Source organism: Streptomyces fradiae ATCC 10745 = DSM 40063 (assembly GCF_008704425.1).
GTDB classification, from domain to species: Bacteria; Actinomycetota; Actinomycetes; order Streptomycetales; family Streptomycetaceae; genus Streptomyces; species Streptomyces fradiae.
The window spans coordinates 1,299,531-1,320,039 of record NZ_CP023696.1 but is presented as its reverse complement, the minus strand read 5'-3'; the positions used below and the strand labels follow the sequence as shown (position 1 = coordinate 1,320,039).

Sequence of the window (20,509 nt, the reverse complement as noted above, 5' to 3'; positions counted from 1 at the left end):
CACCCGAAAGAGAGAGCCGACATGACCAACTCCGGAAGCCCGAGAGGACGCGCCGCCACGGCCGTCGCCCTGACCGCCGTGCTCGCGCTCACGGCCACCGCCTGCGGCGACGACGGCAGCGGCGCGGCCGGGGCCGAGGGCTCGGGCAAGGGCACCATCACCTTCTGGGACAACAACGGCGGTGTGCGGACCGCCGTGTGGCAGGAGATCATCAAGGACTTCGAGGCCGCGAACCCGGGCATCGAGGTCCGGTACGTGCCCATCCCCAGCGAGGACGTCCAGTCCAAGTACGACACGGCCATCGCGGGCGGCGGCCTGCCCGATGTGGGCGGCGTCGGCGCTGCCTACCTCGCCAACATGGTCGCCCAGAACGCCCTCGACCCGGTCGGGAAGCGCATCGAGGAGTCGTCCCTCAAGGGCAAGCTCGTCCCCGGCATGGTCGAGTCCGTGAAGTCGGCGGGCGGGCGCGGCGACGAGATGTACTCGGTGCCCACCTCCGCCAGCAACGGCGTCCTGTACTACCGGACCGACCTGTTCAAGGCCGCCGGCCTCCCCGCCCCCACCACCTGGGACGCCTTCTACACGGCCGCGGAGAAGCTGACCGACGCCCGGAAGAACCGGTTCGGCTACACCATCCGCGGCGGCGCCGGCTCCATCGCGCAGGCCCTCGACGCGATGTACGGGCAGTCCGGGATCACCGAGTTCTGGAAGGACGGCAAGACCACCGTCAACGACCCGAAGAACGTCGCCGCCCTGGAGAAGTACGTCGGCCTGTACCGCAAGGCGACGCCCGAGGCGGACGTCAACAACGACTTCAAGAAGATGAACGCCCAGTTCGACGCGGGCTCCATCGCGATGATGAACCACAACCTCGGCTCGTACACGGACCACGTGAACGCCCTGGGCACCGACCGCTTCGCCGGCATCCCGAACCCGACCGGGCCGGGCGGGGTCCGCGTCCAGGTGTCGAACCCGGTCGACGGGCTGAGCCTGTTCCGCACCGGCAAGAACAAGGCCGCCGCGTGGAAGTTCATCGAGTTCGCCGCCTCCCACCAGGCGAACAGCAGGTGGAACGAGTCCGCCGGCGCCATACCGGCCAACACGGACGCGGCGCGCGACCCGTGGCTGGAGAAGGCGCAGGCGACCAAGCTCGGCGCGCAGGCCCTCACCGACGGCTCCACCAGGATCGTCCAGCTCCCGTACTACCTGCCCGACTGGAACAAGATCAGCAAGTCGGAGAACGAGCCGAACTTCCAGAAGCTGCTGCTCGGCGCGACGACGGCGCAGAAGTTCCTCGACACCCTCGCCCAGCAGCTCGACGAGGCCCAGGCCGAGTGGAACGAGCAGTTCGGCAAGGACTGACCCCCGGACCGGCCGGCGGCGGTCCGGGTCGCGCCCCGCCGCCGGCCACTCACCCCCGCACCGTGACCCCCCGCACCGTGACCCCCGCACCGCACCCCCGGTACGGCCCTGGTGCGTCCCCGGTGCGTGCGGCCCCGCACGTGACCCCGCACGAGATCCCGCCCGCACGAGACCCCGCACGAGATCCCGCCCGCACGAGACCCCGCACGAGATCCCGCCCGCACGAGACCCCGCACGAGAGCGAGGCACGACGACGTGACCCTGAGCCGCAGACGGACCGTGGCGGCGCTCGCCGCCCTCCCCGTGGCGGGCACGGCCGCCACCGCCCGGGCGGCGGAGGCCGCCCCGCCGCCGCCCCGGATCACCCTGTACATAGCGGGCGACTCGACGGCCGCCCAGAAGTACGCCCCCGCCGCGCCGGAGACCGGCTGGGGCATGGCCCTGCCGCTCTTCCTCACCCCCCGGCTGCGGGTCGCCAACCACGCGGTGAACGGCCGCAGTTCCAAGAGCTTCCTGGACGAGGGGCGGCTCGGCCCCGTCCTGGAGGCCGTCCGGCCGGGCGACGTCCTGCTCGTCCAGTTCGGGCACAACGACCAGAAGGCCGCGGACCCGGCCCGCCACACCGAGCCCTGGACCACCTACCGGGAGCACCTCCTGCGGTACGTCTCCGGGGCGCGCGCCCGCGGTGCCCGGCCCGTGCTGCTCACCTCCGTGGAGCGGCGCCGGTTCGACGCGTCGGGCCGGGCGGTGCCCACCCACGGGGAGTACCCGGCCGCCGTACGCGCCCTCGCCGCCGAGCACGGCGTGCCGCTCGTGGACGTCCAGGCCGCGTCGCTCGCCGAGTGGCAGCGGCTGGGCCCGGAGGGCTCCAAGGCGTACTTCGCCTGGCTGGCGCCCGGCGAGTCGCCCGCCCACCCGGACGGCCGCCGGGACGACACCCACTTCCGTCCCGCGGGCGCCGTGGAGGTGGCCCGCATGGTGGCCCGCGGCCTGCTCGCCGGGCGGGTGCTGGCCCCCGGTGACGTACGCCGCCTCGACGACGAGGTCCCGGCGGACCGGATCACCTGGCCGCCCGCCCCCTGACCGCGCCCCCGACCGCCCCTTCCCACCACCGCCTCCGTCCACCACCGTCCCCTTCCCCAGGAGCCGCAATGCCCCGTAAGTGTCATGCGCAGGTCACCAGAAGAGCCGTGTCGCTGGCCGGCGGCACCGCGCTGGTGCTCACCCTCACCGGACTCGCCGCCCCCGCCGCCCCCGCCGCACCCCCCGCCGGGCCTCCGACGGCCCCCGACGGCGCCGCCCCGGCGGCCACCGCGGGCGCACCCGCCTTCGCCGCCGGGTGGGCGCACGGCCGCGACCTCCACCGGCAGACCCTGCCCGCCGGCGACGGCTGGGCCTCCGCCGACGGCGGCACCACGGGCGGCGCCGCCGCGGACGCGGCGCACGTCCACACCGTCACCACGTGGGCGCAGTTCCGCGCCGCCCTCGCCGCCGGCGACGGCCCGCGCGTCATCCGCGTGGTCGGCACGCTCGACGCCACCGAGGGCGGCTGCGAGGTCTTCGAGGCCCCCGGCTACGACTTCGACCGGTACCTGGCCGACTACGACCCGGCCGTCTGGGGGTACGAGAAGGAGGTCAGCGGGCCCCAGGAGGACCTGCGCGCCGCCTCCGCGAAGAACCAGGAGCGGGCCGTCAAGGCGTACGTCCCCTCCGACACGACCATCGTCGGCGTCGGCCGCGGCGCCGGGATCACCGGCGGCAGCCTCCAGATCAAGGACGCCGACAACGTCATCGTCCGCAACCTCACCCTGGAGAGCCCCCTCGACTGCTTCCCGCAGTGGGACCCCACGGACGGGGCGACCGGCGCGTGGAACTCCGAGTACGACTCGATGGTCGTGTACAACTCCACGCACGTGTGGATCGACCACAACACGTTCACCGACGGGCGCCACCCGGACAGCACCCTGCCCCGCCACTACGGCGAGCTGTACCAGCGGCACGACGGCGAACTCGACATCGTGCGCGGCGCGGACCTGGTGACGGCCTCCTGGAACGTCTTCGCCGACCACGACAAGACCCTGATGATCGGCAACAGCGACAGCGCGGGCCCCACCGACCGCGGCCGGCTGCGGGTCACCCTCCACCACAACCTCTTCACCCACGTGGTCGAGCGGGCGCCCCGCGTCCGGTTCGGCAGGGTCGACGTGTACAACAACCACTACGTGGTGTCCCGCGACGGGTACGCCTACAGCTTCGGCATCGGTGCCGAGTCGCAGCTGGTGGCGGAGAAGAACTCGTTCCGGCTGCCGGAGGGCGTACCGGCCGGGCGGATCCTCAAGAAGTGGAAGGACGCGCCGGTCACCGTCGCGGGCAACCACGTCAACGGCCGTCCGGTGGACCTGCTGGCGGCGCACAACGCGCGGTTCCCCGACGAGGCGCTGCGCGCCGACGCGGGCTGGCGGCCGACGCTGCGCACCCGGGTCGACCACCCGGGCGTGCTGCCCGCCCTCCTCGCCCACCACGCGGGCGCGGGCCGCCTGCGCTGACCCGCCCGCCGGGCCGCCGACATCACGGCTCACCGGCCCCCACGAGCCGGGGGCGGGAGCGTCCGCACGACGCCCCCGACCGGGGCGCCACGCTCCCGCCCCCCAACCGGCCCTCAGGCCGAGCGGCCGGTCCGGCGCTCGTACCGCAGCGCCGCCCAGGTCGCCGCCGCGCCCGCGCCCTCCCAGAGGCCCACGCCCAGGAACCCGGCCGGGGCGCGGCCAGCCAGGACGGCCGCCGTGAACACGGTGCACGTCAGCAGCCGGAACGGCACCGTCCAGCCGTAGAAGGCCCGCCAGTCGGAGAGGGCGGCGAGCACGTAGTACGCGCCCATGTTGACCGCCGCCATGGACGACGCGGTCAGGAACAGCAGGGTGTGGTCACCCTCCGCGCGCGCCCCGTCCGGCACCGGCGCGAAGCCCATCACCGCCAGCAGGGCGTCCGGGGCCGCCAGGCCCACCGCGCCGAGCGCCGCGGCCAGCAGCCCGAAGACGGCCATGGTCCAGCCGGACAGGGAACGGGGTCGGGACGACAGGCGGCGCACGAAGCCTCCAAGTAGCGCGAACGGCAGGGGAGTCGATGCTCGCAGTCCCCACCCGCCCGCTCCCGGCCGCCCCCGCCTTCCCCCCGCTCCCCACCCGCCGCCCGCGCACCCGCCCCGGCCGCCCCGCCGCCCGCGCACCCGCCCCGGCCGCCCCGCCGCCCGCGCACCCGCCCCGGCCGCCCCGCGCCCCGCGTCTGCCCACCCGCCGCCCGGCCCGCCCGCCTCCCGGCCGCCCCGCGTCTGCCCGCCCGCCTCCCGGCCGCCCCGCGCCTGCCCTCCCGCCTCAGCCGCTCCGCGCCCGCGCACCCGCCCCGGCCGCCCGACCGACCCCGCTCACCCCGGCGTGACGAACCCCGACTCGTACGCGGCGATCACCGCCTGCGTCCGGTCCCGCGCGCCCGCCTTGGCGAGCACGGACGCCACATGGGTCTTGACCGTCGCCGGGCCCACCCCCAGCCGGGCGGCGATCTCGGCGTTGGCCAGGCCCGTCGCCATCAGCCGCAGCACGTCCGCCTCCCGCTCGGTCAGCCGCGCCACCCACGGCGCGGGCGGCGCCGCGGGTCCCCGCCGCCCGAACGCGGCGGCCAGGCCGCGCAGCGCCGCCGGGTACAGCAGCGAGTCGCTGCGCGCCACCAGCCGCACCGCCGCGACGAGGTCCTCCGCACCGGCCCGCTTCAGCAGGAACCCGGCCGCGCCGACCCGCAGCGCCTCGTACACGTACTGGTCGTTCTCGAAGGTGGTGACGACCACGATCCGCGGCGGGTCCGGCATGCCCGCCAGCAGCCGCTCGGTCGCGCGGATGCCGTCGACGCCGGGCATCCGCACGTCCATCAGCACCACGTCGGGCCGCGCCTCCCGCACCACGGACACGGCCTCGGCGCCGTCCGCGGCCTCCCCGACGACCTCCAGGTCGGGCTCGGCGGAGAGGATGGCCCGCAGGGCGGTGCGGACCATCCGCTCGTCGTCGGCGAGCACGACGCGGATCACCGCCGGCCCCCCGCCGTCGGGAGCCGCACGGACAGCCGCCACACCGCAGCCCCGTCCGCGCAGGCCCCGCCCATGCAGGCCCCGTCCACGCAGGCCCCGTCCGTACAGGCCCCGCCGGCCGCGCCCCCCTCGGCCGGGCCCGCCGTCGCGTGGCCGCCCAGCAGCGCGGCCCGCTCGGCGATGCCGCGCAGCCCCCGGCCGCCGCCCGGCCGCACCACCGGCGCGCGGCCGGTGAGCGGACTGTCCATGGTGACCTCCAGTTCTCCCTCGGCCGCGCGCAGGCGCAGGACGACCGGCGCGGCCCCTCCGTGGCGCAGCGCGTTGCTGAGCCCCTCCTGCACGATCCGGTACGCCTCGCGCGAGACCCGCGGCGGCACGTCCGCGACCGGTCGGCCCTCCAGCGTGCAGGCGACCGTGAGCCCGCAGTGCGCCAGCAGGGTGTCCAGCGCCTCCAGACCGGGTCCGGGCGGTTCCCCGTCGTCCTCGCCCCGCCGCAGCAGGCCCAGGACCGAGTCGAGTTCACCGACCGTGCGCCGCGCCGTCTCCTCGATGGCCGTCAGCGCCTCCCGGACGAAGGCCAGGTCGGGCTCGGGTGCGGACGCGACGCGGCGCGCGGCGCCCGCCTGGAGGGTGACGGCGCTCAGCGCGTGGCCGACGGAGTCGTGCAGTTCGCGGGCGAGGCGGTTGCGCACGGCGAGTTCGGCGGCCCGCCGCTCGGCGGCGGCCAGCCGGTCCGCCGGGGTGGGGCCGAGCAGTACCGGCGCCCACCGCGCCAGCAGGGCCCCCGCTCCGGCGGCCGCCGCGGCGAGGGCGAGCAGCATGAGCGCCCCGGCGGGTACGCCGAGGAGCTGCCACCACCGGTGGTCCAGCCCCCAGGCGCGGACCGGCTCCGCCTCGCGCAGGGCCCGCGAGAAGGGCAGCGCCATCGTCGTCAGCGCGAACGGCGGCAGCGCCAGGGAGGCCCCGGCGACCAGGCCGCCGAGCCCCACGTGCAGGGTGTACCAGGCGGCCGTGCGGGCCCGGGCGGCGCGGGACGCCGACGGGGCGTCGGCGAACCGCTCCGCCCCGACGCCGCACAGCGCCCGCGCCGCCGCCACCGACATCGGCCGGGCCAGCGGGACGAGGCCGGTGACCGCCGCCAGGGGCAGCGCCAGCAGGTACGCCCCCAACTGCGGCCACGGGGAACCTCCGGCGAAGGGGCCCGCGCCGTCGGCGAACGGCGACAGGACGACCGTCGAGAGCAGCCAGTACGGCATGAGCAGGGCGCCGCCCAGGACGAGGTGGGTCCAGCGCAGCCGCGCCCGGCGCCCCAGCAGCGCGGCGGCGGCCCGCCGCGGCCACCCACCGGCCCGGGCCGCCCGCGGCCACCCACCGGGCCGGGCCGCGCCGGTCCGTTCACCGGGCCGCGCCCACCTGGGCCGCCCACCAGTCCGGCCCCCTGCCCGGCCCCCTGCCCGGCCCCCGGCCCGGTCCCATCCCGGCCGCCCGCCGCCCCGCTCGCCCCGCGCGCTCATCCGGCACGCCCGCGCAGGAACACGGCCAGGCACCCGGCCAGCGCCATCCCCGTGAGCATCTCGCCGGCGTAGGCCGGCGTGAGAAGGCCGGTCGGCTCCATGGACGGATCGGCGGCGGGCGCCAGGGCGGTGAGGAACTGCCAGCCGCCCCAGCAGCCCACGGCGCCCGACCCGGTCCAGGCGAGCGCGAGCGGGACCCGTACGGGCAGCGCCCGCCCGCGCCGGAACACCAGCAGCCCCACCCCGGTCACGGCGGCCGCCGCGTACAGGACCCGCAGCGCCTCCTGGGCCCGGAAGGCCACCGTCGGGGCGCCCGGCCGCGACGGGGACAGCCACTCCGCCATCCCCAGCGCCCAGCCGAGGTGCGGCGCGGCGGCCGGCAGCAGCGCCAGCGAGGCGGCCACGGCGACGGCCCGCACCCCGGGCCCGGACCCGCCCGCGGGCAGGTCCCCCACGGTGCCCCGCCACAGGCGGCCCCACCGCCCGGTGGCGTACCGGACGAACAGCGCGCCCAGACACAGACCCTGCACGATGAACCCGCCGTACACGAGCGTGAACACCCACGGGTCCAGGAACGGCACGGAGCCGGCGGCGGTCGTGTGCCCGTCGTCCCCCAGGAGCCCGGCCACCGCGCCGACCGGGAAGCCGAGCATGACCGGGACCAGCAGCCCGGTCGCCACCCACAGGGGGAGGGCCAGGAGCCAGGCGCGCACCCGGAGCCCCCACCGCTGGGTCAGAAGGAGCGCCAGCACGATCACGAACAGGTCCATCAGCAGCGTCACGGCGTTGGCGACGGCCATCAGCCGGGGCTGCTCCAGCAGCACGCTCCCGTCGGGTATCCCGACCCGGCTCCCGGCCAGCCAGGCGGACTTGAGGCCCAGATACGGCAGGCAGGCGAGGATCGCGGCGGCGCGCAGGACGCGTACGGCGGCGCCGGGCGGCCCGGACACGGGGAGCGTGGTCGTGGACGTGGTCATGCCGTCCACCCTCCCGCCCGTCCGGCCCCCGCACCTCCTGCCCCCCGACGATCCCCCTCCCCCGCACGGGGGAGACCCCGCTCCGCCCGGTGGACGCGGCCCCGGCTCCGCCCACCCCCGCGCACGCGGCACGCCCGGCTCCGCAGACCGGCCACGGCGCGGTCCCGGCACCGGCCCGACAAGCTCACCGCAGCGTGAACACCACTTCCTCGACCTCGGCCCCCCGCCCGTGGGCCCAGCCGCGGTCGGTGCCGGTCGCCGTGAAGCCGCAGGCGGTGAGCACGCGGCACGACGCGGTGTTGTCCGCCGCCGCGCGGGCGTGCAGCGGGCGTTCCGGCACCAGGTCCAGCAGGGCCGCCAGCGCGGCGCGGGCGACCCCGCGGCCCCGGTGCGCGCGGTCGATCCAGTAGGTCACCTCCCGCTCGCCGGGCGGCCCGTACACGGCGGCGTGCCCGGCCGGTACGCCGTCCACCAGCACGATCCGGTTGACGTCCGGCGAGTCGAGCAGCCGCGACCAGTGCGCGTCGAACGCGGCCCTGTCGTCCGGGTCCGCCGGGACGAAGGCCGCCATGCGGCGCCCCTCCGGCTCCCGCATCAGGGCGAACAGGTAGTCGAGGTCGGCGGCGCGCAGGGGCCGCAGCGACACGGCGGCAGGGGTCATCAGAGCCTCCTGGTGGCGAGGGCGAGTCGCTCGCGGGCGTCGAGCAGCGCGTCCCTGACGGCCTGTTCGTGGGCGGGGGTCAGCCGGGCGGCCGGCACCGAGCAGCTCACCGCGTCGCGGGCGGGCACGCGGTACGGGAGGGCCACGGCGAAGCAGCGCAGGCCGACCGTGCTCTCCTCCCGGTCGGCGGCCCAGCCGCGCGCGCGGACCGCGCCGAGCTCCGCGATGAGCTCCTCGCGGTCGGTGATGGTCCGTTCGGTGAGCGCGGGCAGGGTCCTCGGCAGCATCCGCCGCACCCGCTCGTCGTCGTACGTGGCGAGCAGCGCCTTGCCGAGCGCGGTGGCGTGCGCGGGCACCCGGCGCCCGACGCGGGTGGCGGGGCGCAGGTGGTGCGGGGAGCGGCGGGTCGCCAGGTGGACGACGTCGGTGCCGTCGAGGCGGGCGAGGTGGACGGTCTCGGCGGTGTCCCCGGAGAGCCGGTCGAGGGCGGGGCGGGCGGCGGCGACGACCTCGTCCCCGTCGACGTACGAGGTGCCGACGAGCAGCGCGCGCACCCCGATGCCGTACCGCGTGCCGGTCGCGTCCGTCTCCACCCAGCCGAGCTCCACCAGCGTCCGCAGCAGCATGTACAGGCTCGACTTGGGGTAGCCGACCGCCTCCTGCACGGCGGCCAGGGTGTGCATGCCCGGACTCCCGGCGAAGAACTCCAGCAACTCCACGGTGCGCACGGCCGACTTGACCTGCGCCCCGCCGGTTTCGGCAGCGGACATCGGCTCTTGACCCCTTCGGACGCGCGTCAATAGAGTTCCCGGGCATTCACGATCAGGAACGCCGTTCAGAGTACCGAACAGGCGGGAAGCGCACAGCCGGAGAGGACGTCCGCAGTGTCCGCAGCAGAAGTCTGGAGTCTCGACCCCCGCACCGGTGAGCGCCGGGAGCGCGTCGCGGCGGAGGCGTCCGCCCGCGACGTCGACCGCGCCGTCCGCGCCGCCCACGACGCGCGCGCCGCGCTGGCCGACCGCGCCGTCCGCGCGGCCTTCCTGCACACGGCGGCCGACCGGCTCGAAGCGGCGCGGGACCGGCTGGTCGAGACCGCGGACGCCGAGACCGCCCTCGGCGCGCCCCGCCTCACCGGCGAACTCGCCCGCACCTGCTACCAGTTGCGCGCCTTCGCGGCCATCGTCGACGAGGGCGCGTTCCTGGACGTGATCATCGACCACCCGGACGCGTCGGCGACCCCGCCCGTCCCCGACCTGCGCCGCTACAAGGTGCCGCTCGGTGTCGTCGCCGTGTACGCCGCGTCGAACTTCCCCTTCGCCTTCTCCGTGCCCGGCGGGGACACGGCCAGCGCCCTGGCGGCCGGCTGCCCCGTCGTGGTCAAGGCGCACCCCGACCACCCGGCCACCTCCGAGCTGGCCGCCGCGGCGCTGCGCGACGCCGCCGCCGCGCACGGCCTGCCCGAGGCGGTCGTCGGCCTGGTCCACGGCTTCGACGCCGGGGTCGGGCTGGTCCGCCACCCGCTGGTCGCCGCGGCCGGGTTCACCGGCTCCGTACGGGGCGGCCGGGCGCTCTTCGACGCGGCGGCGGCCCGGCCGGTGCCCATCCCGTTCCACGGCGAACTGGGCTCCCTCAACCCGGTCGTGGTGACCGGCGCCGCCGCCGCCGAGCGGGCCGAGGAGATCGGCACCGGTCTGGCCGGCTCGATGACGCTGGGCACCGGCCAGTTCTGCGTCAAGCCGGGCCTGGTGCTCGCCCCGGCGGGCCCGGCGGGCGACCGGCTGGCCGGCGCCCTCGCCGAGGCGGTGGCGGCCGTGCCCGAGGGCGTCCTCCTCGACGGGCGGATGCGGGACGGCTTCGTCGCCGGGGTCGCCGAGCGGGCCGCGCTCCCGGACGTCGGGGCGCCCGTCGCCCCCGGTGCGGCCGGCGAGCGCACCGTGGCGGCGGGCTTCCTCACCGTCCCGGCCGCCCGCCTCACCGAGGAGGGGCCGCACGACCTGCTGCTGGAGGAGTGCTTCGGCCCGGTCACGGTCCTCGCCCGGTACGCGTCGGAGGACGAGGTCGCGCGCGTGCTGTCCCGCCTGCCCGGCAACCTCACGGCGACGCTGCACGTCTCGTCCGGGGAGGCGGCGGGCGAGGGCCCCGGCGCGGCGCTCCTCGCGGCGCTCACCCCCCTCGCGGGCCGCCTCGTCGTCAACGGCTGGCCCACGGGCGTCGCGGTGGCGTACGCCCAGCAGCACGGCGGCCCGTACCCGGCGGCGACGTCCCCGTCCACGTCGGTGGGCGGCACGGCGATCGACCGCTGGCTCCGCCCGGTCGCCTACCAGTCGACCCCCCACGCCCTCCTCCCCGCGGAACTGCGCGACGACAACCCCCTGAAGCTCCCCCGCCGCGTGGACGGCGTCCTGGAGCGCTGACCCGCCCGGCCACCCGGGCCTTTGGCCACCCGGGCCCCCGGCCACCCGGGCCCCGGCACGCCCCCGTCCGAGGCGCGGCATGATCGGTCCATGCCCCACCTCGGACTGGTCACCGTGGTCGTACGCGACTACGACGAGGCGATCGCCCACTACACGCGGGACCTCGGGTTCGAGCTGAGGGAGGACACCCCCCTCGGCGGCGGGAAGCGCTGGGTGGTGGTCGCGCCGCCCGGCTCCCGCGAGACCGGCCTGCTCCTGGCGAGGGCCGCAGGCCCGGCCCAGGAGGACCGGGTGGGGGACCAGACCGGGGGGCGCGTCGGCTTCTTCCTCCACACCGGCGACTTCGACCGCGACCACGAGCGGATGCGCGCCGCCGGGGTCGTCTTCGAGGAGGCCCCGCGCCGCGAGCCGTACGGCACGGTCGCCGTCTTCCGCGACCTGTACGGCAACCGCTGGGACCTCATCCAGCCCGACGAACCCCTGTGACTCATAAGTGATGCTTGGGTCATTAATGAATCAACCCTTGATTGACTTATGGCGGGGGGTGTCCCAGGGTGAGTGCATGGACACCCTGGGAGGCGCCGAGTTCGCGCCCGCGCAGACGTATCTGAACACGTCCACCTGTGGGCTGCTGCCCCGCAGGACCGTCGAGGCGGTGAAGCTCCTCGCCGAGCAGAACGCGAGCGGGCGACCCGACGGCTCCGGCAGTTTCGAGGCGGTGGCCGCCGCGCGCGCCGGCTTCGCCCGGCTCGCCGGGGTCGGAGCGGACCGGGTCGCCGTCGGCGGCTCCGTCTCCGTGCACGTCGGCCTGATCGCGGCATCGCTTCCGGCCGAGGCGGAAGTCCTCTACCCCGAGGGCGAGTTCAGCTCGGTCATGACTCCGTTCGCGGTGCGCGGCGACCTGAGGACGCGGTCCGCGCCCCTGGAGCGGCTGGCCGACGCCGTGCGGCCCGGCACCGCCCTCGTCGCGTTCTCGTCCGTCCAGTCGGCCGACGGGCGGGTCGCCGACCTGGCCGCGATCCGCGAGGCCGCCGCCGCGCACGGGGCGCGCACGCTGGCCGACGCGACCCAGTCGGCGGGCTGGCTGCCGCTGGACGCCGGAGCCCACGACTACACCGTCACCGGTGGCTTCAAGTACCTGCTGTGCCCGCGCGGCGCGTCCTTCCTGACCGTCACCGAGGAGGCGCAGGATTCCCTGATCCCCCTCCACGCGGGCTGGTGCGCGGGCGAGGACCCGTACGCCAGCACCTACGGCCCCGTCGAGCACCTCGCCGGCGACGTGCGGCGCTACGACGAACCCCCGGCCTTCCTCGCCTACCACGGCGCCGAGCAGTCGCTGGCCCTGCTCCGGGAGATCGGCGTCGACACCGTGCACGCGCACGTCACGACGCTGGCGAGGCGCTTCCTCGACGGAGTGGTCGCGTCCGGGTACGAGGCCGTGGGCGGCGAGTCGCCGATCGTCAGCGTCCGGGGGCTGGGCCACCTGGTGCCGCGGCTCGCCGAGGCCGGCGTCGTCACGGCGGGGCGCGCCGGGAACCTGCGGGCGTCGTTCCACCTCTACAACTCGGCCGCCGACGTGGACCGCGCGCTGGACGTCCTCACCGCACTGGCCGGGCGCGGCTGAGCACCGGTCCGGCCCCGTGCGGCGACCGCCGCGGCCCGGATCCGGCTCGATCACCCCTGACCACCGCCGCCGCGGGGGCCCTGCGTCTCCGCCCGGGCGCCGGTCGGGCCCCGGCCCGGGGCGCCGGGCGGTTGCGGGGGACGGGAATGCGGCGGGGGTCGGCGGTGTTGGGAGCCGGTGGTGCGGAGGGGCCCTCCGCACCCGTTCGCCTTCCGTACCCCCACGACCTGGAGAGACCCCGTCATGCGCGTCGAGATCTGGAGCGACATCGCCTGCCCCTGGTGCTACATCGGGAAGGCCCGCTTCGAGGAGGGGCTGGCCGCGTTCCCGCACCGGGACCGGGTCGAGGTGGTGTACCGGTCCTTCGAGCTCGACCCGGAGCGCCCCCGCGGCGAGGTCGCGCCCGTCGTGGACATGCTGGCCGCCAAGTACGGGCGCACCCGCGAGGAGGCCGCCGCCATGGAGGAGCACGTCGCCTCCGTCGCGCACGGGCAGGGCCTGCCGTACCGGGTGGAGGGGCGCCTGCACGGCAGCACCTTCGACGTCCACCGGCTCCTCCACCTCGCCGCGGACCGGGGCCGCCAGGAGGCCCTGCTCGACCTGGCCTACCGGGCCAACTTCGCGGAGGAGCGCTCCGTGTACGACCACGGCGACCTCGTCCGGCTCGCCGTCGAGGCGGGGCTCGACGAGGCCGAGGCGCGCGCCGTGCTCGCGGACGGCGCCGCGTACGCGGACCGGGTGCGGGCCGACGAGCGGGAGGCCGCCGAACTCGGCGCGACGGGGGTGCCCTTCTTCGTCTTCGACCGCCGCTACGGCGTGTCCGGCGGGCAGCCCGCCGAGGTGTTCACCCGCGCCCTGGAGCAGGCGTGGCAGGGCCGCGCCGTGGAGCCCGCGGCGGCCGGCCCGGCACCCGGCTGCGAGGCGGACGGCGCCTGCGCGGTCTGACCGTCCGGGGGGAACGGAACGGCCGCGGGCGCGGACGCGGTGCGCCGGGCCCGCCCGGGCGCGCGGCACGCCGACGGGCCCGCCCCGCGTCGTGCGGAGGCGGGCCCGTGAGCGTCGGACGGCGGGTCACCGCACCGGCGTGAAGTCCCTCGCGCCGATGAACTCCGGGCGGCGGACCGGGGCCGCGAAGGGCTCCACCGCCGCGTTCTCCACGCTGTTGAACACGATGAAGACGTTGCTCCTCGCGTACGGCGTGATGTTGTCGCCCGAGCCGTGCATGGCGTTGCAGTCGAACCAGGTGGCCGAGCCGGCCCGCCCGGTGAACAGCCGGATGCCGTGCGCGTCCGCCAGGCGGGTCAGCGCCTCGTCCGACGGGGTGCCCGCGTCCTGCATCTGCAGCGACTTCTTGTAGTTGTCCTTCGGGGTCTCCCCGGCGCACCCCAGGAACGTCCGGTGCGACCCCGGCATGATCATCAGGGCGCCGTTGGTGTCGTGGTTGCGGGTGAGCGCGATGGACACCGACACGGTCCGCATCCGGGGCAGCCCGTCCTCCGCGTGCCAGGTCTCGAAGTCCGAGTGCCAGTAGAACCCGGACGCCCCGAACCCGGGCTTCACGTTGATCCGCGACTGGTGGACGTACACGTCGGAGCCGAGGATGCGCCGCGCCATGCCGACGACCCGCTCGTCCCGCACCAGCTTCGCGAACACGTCGCTGATCCGGTGCACCTCGAACACCGACCGCACGGCCTGCGACCGGGGCTCCACGATGGACCGCTCGTCCGCCCGTACGGCCGGGTCCGCGACCAGGCGGTCCAGCTCGGCGCGGTAGACGGCCACCTCCTCGTCGGTCAGCAGCTCCTCCACCGGGAGGAAGCCGTCCCGCTCGAACGCCTCCAGCTCCGGGTCGAGCGGCCCCCAGACGACCGGGTCGCGGCGGGGGGTGACGACCTCGGTCGTGCCGCGCGTGGGATACAGGTCCTCCGTCACTTCAGTCCTCCTCCGTCAGCAGCGGGTAGACGCCGTTCTCGTCGTGGTCCTCCCGGCCGGTCACGGGCGGGTTGAACACGCACACGCACCGGAAGTCGGTCTTGGGGCGCAGCGTGTGGCGCTCGTGGCCGTCGAGGAGGTACATCGTGCCGGGCCGGATCCAGTGGACCTCGCCCGTCTCGTGGTCGGTCAGCTCGGCCTCGCCCTCCACGCACAGCACGGCCTCGATGTGGTTCGCGTACCACATCGACGTCTCCGTGCCCGCGTACAGCACCGTCTCGTGCAGGGAGAAGCCGACCTTCTCGCGGGCGAGGACGAGCCGCTTGCTCTCCCACGTGCCCGACGCGGCCTTCACATGGCGCTCGGTGTTCTCGATCTCCTGCAGGGATCGGACGATCACGGTGACCGCACCTCTCGTTTCGTGCTCGTTCGTCTGTTCGTTCTCGGTCGTTCGGTACGCGGCCGGTACCAGTCGGTGCGTGGCCGAGTACCGGTCGGTACGCGGCCGGCACCAGTGGTTACGCGGCCGGCACTCGGGCCCGGCGGCCCGGGAAGGGGCACGCTACGGCCGGGCCCGGCCCCCGGCCCGTAGCGCTCGTACGGAGCCGGGGCCGGGGGCCGGCGCGCCTCAGGCCGGGCGCGCGGCCGTCTCGCGCACCGCGCGGGCCAGCGCCCGCAGGCCCTCGTCCAGCTCCTCCGGCGTGATCGTCAGCGGCGGCAGCAGCTTCACGACCTCGCTCTCCGGGCCGGACGTCTCCACCAGCAGGCCCAGCTCGAAGGCGCGCGCGCAGATCCGCGAGGCCCGCTCCTTCTCGGTGAACTCCAGGCCCCACACCAGGCCCCGGCCCCGGTACCGGGCGCCGTCCGCGGAGTTCTCGTCGCAGATGGTCAGCAGCGCCTGCTCGACCTGCTCCCCGCGCGCCCGGGTCTGCCGCTCCATGCCCCCGTCCGCCCAGTACGTGCCGAGCGCCGCCGTCGCGGTGACGAACGCCGGGTTGTTGCCCCGGAACGTGCCGTTGTGCTCCCCCGGGCCCCACACGTCCAGCTCCGGCCGGAAGAGGCACAGCGACATCGGCAGCCCGTAGCCGCTGATGGACTTGGAGACCGTGACGATGTCCGGGGTGATCCCGGCCTCCTCGAAGGAGAAGAACGCGCCGGTGCGGCCGCAGCCCATCTGGATGTCGTCGACGATCAGCAGCATGTCGCGGCGGCGGCACAGGTCGGCGAGGGCCCGCAGCCACTCGGGGCGGGCCACGTTGATGCCGCCCTCGCCCTGCACGGTCTCCACGATGACGGCGGCCGGGTGGTTGAGCCCGGAGCCGCTGTCCTCCAGCAGCCGCTCGAACCACAGGAAGTCGGGGACCTGCCCGTCCAGGTAGTTGTCGAACGGCATCGGCGTGCCGTGCACCAGCGGGACGCCCGCGCCGGCCCGCTTGAAGGCGTTGCCGGTCACGGCGAGCGAGCCCAGCGACATCCCGTGGAAGGCGTTGGTGAACGACACGATCGCCTCGCGGCCCTTCACCTTGCGGGCCAGCTTCAGCGCCGCCTCCACGGCGTTGGTGCCGGTCGGGCCGGGGAACATCACCTTGTACGGCAGGTCGCGGGGGCGCAGCACGAGCTCGTGGAACGTCTCCAGGAACGCCCGCTTGGCCGTCGTCGCCATGTCGAGGCCGTGCGTGATGCCGTCCCGCTCCAGGTAGTCGAGCAGGGCGCGTTTCAGGACGGGGTTGTTGTGGCCGTAGTTGAGGGAGCCGGCCCCGGCGAAGAAGTCCAGGTACGTGTGGCCGTCCTCGTCGGTGAGACGGGCGCCCTGCGCGCGGTCGAACACGACGGGCCAGCCGCGGCAGTAGCTGCGCACCTCCGACTCCAGGGCCTCGAAGACGCCGAGCGGGGCGGCGGGGGCGTCGCCGTAGCCCGCGCCGCCGCCGGGGAACGGCGCGGCGGGGGCGGGGGAGGGGCCTGCGGACGGGGTGATGGTCATGGTTGATCACTCCTGCGTGAAGTGGAAGACGTGTGGGGGCGGGCGCACCGGTGGCGCACGGTCCCGGCCGGCGCCTCACGGGCCGGCTCCCGAGCCGGTCGGGGGCGGCCCCCGAGCCGGTCCGGGGCGGCTCCCGCGCCGGCCGCCGCGGTACGGGCGGCGGCTCTGACCGGCCGCGGTGCGACGGGCCCGCCCGGCCCGGTGCCGGGCCGGCGCGGGGGTGGGTGCGCGGTCGCCGGCCGGTGCGCGGCCGGCCGGTGCGCGGCGCGGTCGCGGGCCGGCGTGGAGCCGGTGCGAAGGGCGCGGTGCCGGCGTGTGTCGCCCGGCGTGCGCCCGCGGCTCGCCCGGCCGGGCGGACCGGGGTCAGTCCGGGCGTACGGCGCCGGTCACCGGCTGGATGCGGTACAGCACCTCGGGCTCGTGCGTCGCCTCGGGGAACAGCGCGCCGTCGAACAGCACCTCGCGCTCCAGGGACGCGCCCCGCCGCTCGGCGAAGGAGGTGAACAGCCGGTCGGAGGCCGTGTTGTCCGGGGTGACGGTCGTCTCGACGGTGTGGACCCCCCGGTCCGCGAGCCGCGCGGTCAGCTCGTCGAGCAGCGTGGCGGCCAGCCCCCGGCCCCGGTGCGCGTGGTCGACGGCGACCTGCCAGACGACGAGGGTCCCGGGCCGGTCGGGGCGCAGGTAGCCGGTGACGAAGGCGATCGGCTCGCCGTCGTCACCGCGCGCGACCAGGGAGGTGGCGGCGAAGTCGCGGCACCACAGGAGGTAGCTGTACGAGGAGTTGAGATCCAGCACCCGCGAGTCCCGGGCGATGCGCCAGATCGCGGCTCCGTCCTCCACGCGCGGACTTTCGATGAATTCGTAACGGGCACGTGCAACTTCTGCTTGTGCGGCGGTCATGCGGATGAAACTTACCCAGCAATTCCTTGGATTGCATCGGTGCGAGGTCTTGGGTGCAAAGGAATGCTGTGTTATCACGCGTGCGCGGGACGCGGTGAAAGGTGCCGCAGTTGCGGGCGTTACGCCCGTACATGTCCGGACAATCCGGGCGCTGTGTGGAGTGCGTCACACCCGGGAAAGGCGCTTGACACGACGTCAGATCGGTGCGGAATCGTTCTGGAAACCCTGCGTTTAGGATCACGGAAACCGGGCAGGAGAATGCGGGAAGCTGCCCATGGTGAACCACGGGAAACGCAGGGAATTCATCCGGGGAATATCCCGCCTACGGCGGGGGAAAAGCAAGTCGTCCCCGCCCCCCGTCCCTGCCCGTGGCCGCTCGCCGCTCGCGGGCGCGGCCCGATCGCGATCGTCCGCCCCACGCCCTCTGTCCTCTGCCCTCCGCTCGCCGCCTTCTGCTGTCCGCCGTCCGCCGCCGCACCTTCGCCGGGCCCGGCGGCCGGTTCCCCGTCCCCGCCGCGTGGAGTGCTCGCGCTCTTCGCCGTCTGCCCGTACACATGGGGAAGAGTCCGCCCCCGCCCGGTCGTTGAGCGACCGGAACCGGGGAGCCGGGCGGACGGGCGCACGGGTCGGGCAGCGAACAGTGAGGGCGGGTGGGGGCGGCAGTGGAACTGCGTCAGCTGGAGCACTTCGTCGCCGTGGCCGAGGAACTCGGCTTCGGGCGGGCGGCCGAGCGGCTGGAGGCCCCCGAGGCAGAGGTGGGGCGCCGGATCGACGCCCTGGAGAAGGAGCTGGGCCTGCGGCTGTTCGAGCGCGGGGCGCCTCCCCGGCACGTACGGCTCACCGCCGCGGGGGAGCGACTGCTGCCCGAGGCGCGGGCGGCGGTCGCGGCGGCCGAGCGGGTCCGGGAGACCGCGGAGGGCATCGCGGCCGGTACGGAGGGCATCGTGCGGCTCGGCACCAGCAGGGCCTTCGCCGACCGCGTGTACCGGGCGCTGGGCGCGCTCGCCGAGCGGCGGCCCCGGCTCCGGGTGCGGCTGGAGCGCGCCCCGCAGGAGGGGCGGCTCGCGGCGGTCCGCTCGGGCACCTTCGACGCGGCGCTCGTCCGGACGGTGTGCCGGGCGGACGGGATCGCCCTGTACCCGGTGTGGACGGAGCCGCTGCTGGCCGCCCTGCCGGCCGGGCACCCGCTCGCCGCGCTGGACGAGCCGCACCCGGCCCGGCTCGCCCGGCTGCCGCTGCGGCTGGCGCCGCGCGAGGCCAATCCGGCCCTGCACGACCTGGTCACGGCCGCCGTCCCGGGCTGGACGCCGGGCCCGCCGTTCACCACCCTGGCGGCCACGCTCGACGACCTGGCGTCCGCGGCCGAACCGTCCTGGACGGTGTTCCACCCTGTGGTCCCGCTGCCGCGCGACCGCCGCCTGGCGTTCCGGCCGCTGCGGGCGCCCCGCGTGCCGGTCTCCCTGGCGGTACGGCCGGGCCGGCTCGCCCCGGCGGTCGCGGCCCTGCTGGAGGCGCTCACCGCCACGGCGGACCCCATGCCGCCGCACCGGACCCCGCGGCCCCGCCCGGCGCCGGCCCAGGCCCCGCCACCGTGCACGGCGAGGGCGACACCCACCTGACGTCCGGCGCCCCCCCGACGTCCGGCGCCCACCCGACGTCCGGCGCCCGCCCGACGTCCGGCGCCCGCCCGCCCGGGGCGCGCCCGCCTCGGCGCCCACCTGCCCAGAGCGGAACGCGTCCGTCCGGGGCGCGCCCGCCCCGATACACACCCGTCCGGTACCCGCCCGCCCCCGCATCCGCCCGTCCGGTACCCGCCCGCCCCCGGCGGGCACCCTCCCGGCACGCCCGGACGGGCGCGAGGGGGAAGGGGGGACCCGCGAGGTCACCCCCAGGCGCCCGCGGACGCCTCCAGCGCCGCCTGCGGGGCCACCGGGCGGCCCAGGGACGCCAGCGCGGCGCCGAGGGCCGCGAGGGACGCCCGTACGGCCTCCGGGGTCGCGGCCGGGCCGTAGTGGTTGACCCGCACCATCTCGCGGGCCAGCGCCCCACCGCCCGCCGCGAGCGGCGCCGACGGGTCCGCGGCCAGCGCCTTCGCCACCAGCGCCGCCGCGTCCACCCCCTCCGGGGTGCGCAGGGTCGTCGCGACGGGGGCCGCGTCGGCCGCGTCGTGCACGTACGGCTCCAGGCCGCCGCCCAGCGCCACCGCACCGGCCCGCACCGCCGCCGCGGCCGACGCGTGGCGGGCCGTCAGCGCGGGCAGGCCGCCCTCCGCGTCGACCCGCTCCAGGCACGCCTCCAGCGCCAGCATCTCCAGCTGCGCCGGGGCGTGCAGCAGCGCGCGCCGGCCGCCGTCGATCCAGCGCTCCTTCCAGTCGAGCAGCGACAGGTACGAGCGGCGCGGCGCCCGCGGATTGGCGGCGAACCGCTCCCACGCCCGGCCGCTCACCGACACGGCCGACACGCCCGCCGGGCCGCCCAGCGCCTTCTGCGCGCCGATCACGCACAGGTCGACGCCCCACGCGTCGGGCAGCAGCGGCTCCGCGCCCACCGACGCCACCGCGTCCAGCATGAACAGCGCCCCGTGCGCCCGTACGACCTCGCCGATCGCGGCGACCGGGTTGGTGTTGCCGGTCGCCGCCTCGGCGTGCACGAGCGACACGAAGTCGGTCTCCGGGTGCGCAGCCAGCGCCCGCTCGACCTCCTCGGCGGTGACCGCCCGGTGGAACGGCACCTCCAGGTCCACCACGGTCGCCCCGCAGTCGCGCAGCCAGCCGCCGAAGGTCTGCCCGTACGGGCCGGTGACGACGTTCAGCGCGGTCGAGCCGGGCCGGGCGCCGCCGCGCACGCACCCCTCCAGCGGCAGCAGCGCCTCGCCCTGCGTGATCACCACGTCCTGCCCGGTGGCGAGCAGGTCGGCCACGCGCCGCTCGATCGCGGCGAAGCGGTCCGCGGTCAGCGGGGGCAGGTCCAGGAAGGGGTGGGGCTGGGTCACGGCGGTCGCTCTCTCACGTTCTCGGGGGTCCTCGGGCGCCCGCCCGCCCGGTACGGGCCGCGGGGGCGCCCAGCCGA

The 20,509-nt window shown here is 76.3% G+C and carries 19 protein-coding genes; 8 read left to right on the top strand and 11 right to left on the bottom strand.

Annotation, left to right across the window (positions count from 1 at the left end):
• Window positions 1-21 precede the first annotated feature (21 nt).
• The 3 genes from CP974_RS05725 (at window position 22) to CP974_RS05715 (ending at window position 3,908) form a co-directional block, all read left to right on the top strand.
• On the top strand, window positions 22-1,362 hold the full coding sequence (locus CP974_RS05725) for an ABC transporter substrate-binding protein (protein WP_031135029.1): 1,341 nt from the start codon (window positions 22-24) through the stop codon (window positions 1,360-1,362).
• Window positions 1,363-1,617: 255 nt separating this feature from the next.
• The gene (locus tag CP974_RS05720) at window positions 1,618-2,445 is read left to right on the top strand and encodes a rhamnogalacturonan acetylesterase (protein WP_031135027.1); all 828 of its coding nucleotides are present in this window, start codon (window positions 1,618-1,620) and stop codon (window positions 2,443-2,445) included.
• A 68-nt stretch (window positions 2,446-2,513) separates the two neighbouring features.
• Window positions 2,514-3,908 (top strand): pectate lyase family protein, encoded by a 1,395-nt coding sequence (locus CP974_RS05715; RefSeq protein ID WP_224354470.1) that lies wholly within the window; start codon window positions 2,514-2,516, stop codon window positions 3,906-3,908.
• A gap of 113 nt (window positions 3,909-4,021) precedes the next feature.
• Here the strand turns inward: CP974_RS05715 and CP974_RS05710 are convergent, their stop codons facing one another.
• The 6 genes from CP974_RS05710 to CP974_RS05685 form a co-directional block, all read right to left on the bottom strand.
• Window positions 4,022-4,450, bottom strand: a complete 429-nt coding sequence (locus CP974_RS05710) for a hypothetical protein (RefSeq protein ID WP_031137204.1) — start codon at window positions 4,448-4,450, stop codon at window positions 4,022-4,024.
• A gap of 333 nt (window positions 4,451-4,783) precedes the next feature.
• Complete coding sequence (locus tag CP974_RS05705; RefSeq protein WP_031137125.1) at window positions 4,784-5,434, bottom strand: response regulator transcription factor; 651 nt, start codon at window positions 5,432-5,434, stop codon at window positions 4,784-4,786.
• Window positions 5,434-6,693, bottom strand: a complete 1,260-nt coding sequence (locus CP974_RS05700) for a sensor histidine kinase (RefSeq protein WP_078915939.1) — start codon at window positions 6,691-6,693, stop codon at window positions 5,434-5,436. Before CP974_RS05700 ends, CP974_RS05705 begins: the two co-directional genes overlap by 1 nt.
• A 254-nt stretch (window positions 6,694-6,947) precedes the next feature.
• Window positions 6,948-7,928, bottom strand: a complete 981-nt coding sequence (locus CP974_RS05695) for a hypothetical protein (protein ID WP_031134635.1) — start codon at window positions 7,926-7,928, stop codon at window positions 6,948-6,950.
• Window positions 7,929-8,112: 184 nt separating this feature from the next.
• Window positions 8,113-8,589: a GNAT family N-acetyltransferase gene (locus tag CP974_RS05690; RefSeq protein ID WP_031134633.1), complete on the bottom strand. Its 477-nt coding sequence runs from the start codon at window positions 8,587-8,589 to the stop codon at window positions 8,113-8,115.
• Complete coding sequence (locus CP974_RS05685; protein WP_031134631.1) at window positions 8,589-9,359, bottom strand: IclR family transcriptional regulator; 771 nt, start codon at window positions 9,357-9,359, stop codon at window positions 8,589-8,591. Before CP974_RS05685 ends, CP974_RS05690 begins: the two co-directional genes overlap by 1 nt.
• A gap of 114 nt (window positions 9,360-9,473) precedes the next feature.
• Here CP974_RS05685 and CP974_RS05680 point away from each other — a divergent pair, with 114 nt between their 5' ends.
• The 4 genes from CP974_RS05680 to CP974_RS05665 all read left to right on the top strand — a co-directional run bounded on the left by CP974_RS05680 (window position 9,474) and on the right by CP974_RS05665 (window position 13,572).
• On the top strand, window positions 9,474-11,003 hold the full coding sequence (locus CP974_RS05680) for an aldehyde dehydrogenase family protein (protein WP_031134629.1): 1,530 nt from the start codon (window positions 9,474-9,476) through the stop codon (window positions 11,001-11,003).
• Window positions 11,004-11,093: 90 nt separating this feature from the next.
• Window positions 11,094-11,489 carry a VOC family protein gene (locus CP974_RS05675; protein ID WP_031134627.1) on the top strand — a complete coding sequence of 132 codons (396 nt, stop codon included), beginning with the start codon at window positions 11,094-11,096 and terminating at the stop codon, window positions 11,487-11,489.
• Window positions 11,490-11,565: 76 nt separating this feature from the next.
• Entirely contained in the window at window positions 11,566-12,627 is a 1,062-nt protein-coding gene (locus CP974_RS05670) for an aminotransferase class V-fold PLP-dependent enzyme (RefSeq protein ID WP_031134626.1), read from the top strand.
• 243 nt (window positions 12,628-12,870) lie between these two features.
• Entirely contained in the window at window positions 12,871-13,572 is a 702-nt protein-coding gene (locus CP974_RS05665) for a DsbA family oxidoreductase (protein WP_031134624.1), read from the top strand.
• 126 nt (window positions 13,573-13,698) lie between these two features.
• On the opposite strand, the gene thpD is transcribed toward CP974_RS05665, so the two are convergent.
• The 4 genes from thpD to ectA form a co-directional block, all read right to left on the bottom strand.
• Entirely contained in the window at window positions 13,699-14,559 is an 861-nt protein-coding gene (thpD, locus tag CP974_RS05660) for an ectoine hydroxylase (protein ID WP_031134622.1), read from the bottom strand.
• 1 nt (window position 14,560) lies between these two features.
• A complete protein-coding gene (locus CP974_RS05655; RefSeq protein WP_031134621.1) occupies window positions 14,561-14,959 on the bottom strand; it encodes an ectoine synthase in 399 nt (132 codons plus the stop codon).
• Window positions 14,960-15,187: 228 nt separating this feature from the next.
• On the bottom strand, window positions 15,188-16,540 hold the full coding sequence (gene ectB, locus CP974_RS05650) for a diaminobutyrate--2-oxoglutarate transaminase (protein ID WP_031134619.1): 1,353 nt from the start codon (window positions 16,538-16,540) through the stop codon (window positions 15,188-15,190).
• A gap of 363 nt (window positions 16,541-16,903) precedes the next feature.
• Window positions 16,904-17,440, bottom strand: coding sequence for a diaminobutyrate acetyltransferase (gene ectA / locus CP974_RS05645; protein ID WP_069975864.1), 537 nt, complete (start codon window positions 17,438-17,440; stop codon window positions 16,904-16,906).
• Window positions 17,441-18,102: 662 nt separating this feature from the next.
• Between ectA and CP974_RS05640 the strand changes: the two genes are divergently transcribed.
• Window positions 18,103-19,059: a LysR family transcriptional regulator gene (locus CP974_RS05640; protein WP_078915937.1), complete on the top strand. Its 957-nt coding sequence runs from the start codon at window positions 18,103-18,105 to the stop codon at window positions 19,057-19,059.
• Between the two features lie 263 nt (window positions 19,060-19,322).
• Here the strand turns inward: CP974_RS05640 and CP974_RS05635 are convergent, their stop codons facing one another.
• On the bottom strand, window positions 19,323-20,432 hold the full coding sequence (locus CP974_RS05635) for an aminotransferase class V-fold PLP-dependent enzyme (RefSeq protein WP_031136160.1): 1,110 nt from the start codon (window positions 20,430-20,432) through the stop codon (window positions 19,323-19,325).
• Window positions 20,433-20,509: the final 77 nt, after the last annotated feature.

Excerpts from the sequence above, each read along its gene's own strand:
- ectB (WP_031134619.1), bottom strand. The coding sequence starts at position 16,540 with ATGACCATCACCCCGTCCGCAGGCCCCTCCCCCGCCCCCGCCGCGCCG.
- CP974_RS05695 (WP_031134635.1), bottom strand. The coding sequence starts at position 7,928 with ATGACCACGTCCACGACCACGCTCCCCGTGTCCGGGCCGCCCGGCGCC.
- CP974_RS05665 (WP_031134624.1), top strand. The coding sequence starts at position 12,871 with ATGCGCGTCGAGATCTGGAGCGACATCGCCTGCCCCTGGTGCTACATC.
- ectA (WP_069975864.1), bottom strand. The coding sequence starts at position 17,440 with ATGACCGCCGCACAAGCAGAAGTTGCACGTGCCCGTTACGAATTCATC.
- CP974_RS05690 (WP_031134633.1), bottom strand. The coding sequence starts at position 8,589 with ATGACCCCTGCCGCCGTGTCGCTGCGGCCCCTGCGCGCCGCCGACCTC.
- CP974_RS05685 (WP_031134631.1), bottom strand. The coding sequence starts at position 9,359 with ATGTCCGCTGCCGAAACCGGCGGGGCGCAGGTCAAGTCGGCCGTGCGC.
- CP974_RS05715 (WP_224354470.1), top strand. The coding sequence starts at position 2,514 with ATGCCCCGTAAGTGTCATGCGCAGGTCACCAGAAGAGCCGTGTCGCTG.
- CP974_RS05675 (WP_031134627.1), top strand. The coding sequence starts at position 11,094 with ATGCCCCACCTCGGACTGGTCACCGTGGTCGTACGCGACTACGACGAG.
- CP974_RS05725 (WP_031135029.1), top strand. The coding sequence starts at position 22 with ATGACCAACTCCGGAAGCCCGAGAGGACGCGCCGCCACGGCCGTCGCC.
- CP974_RS05700 (WP_078915939.1), bottom strand. The coding sequence starts at position 6,693 with ATGCCGTACTGGCTGCTCTCGACGGTCGTCCTGTCGCCGTTCGCCGAC.
- CP974_RS05670 (WP_031134626.1), top strand. The coding sequence starts at position 11,566 with ATGGACACCCTGGGAGGCGCCGAGTTCGCGCCCGCGCAGACGTATCTG.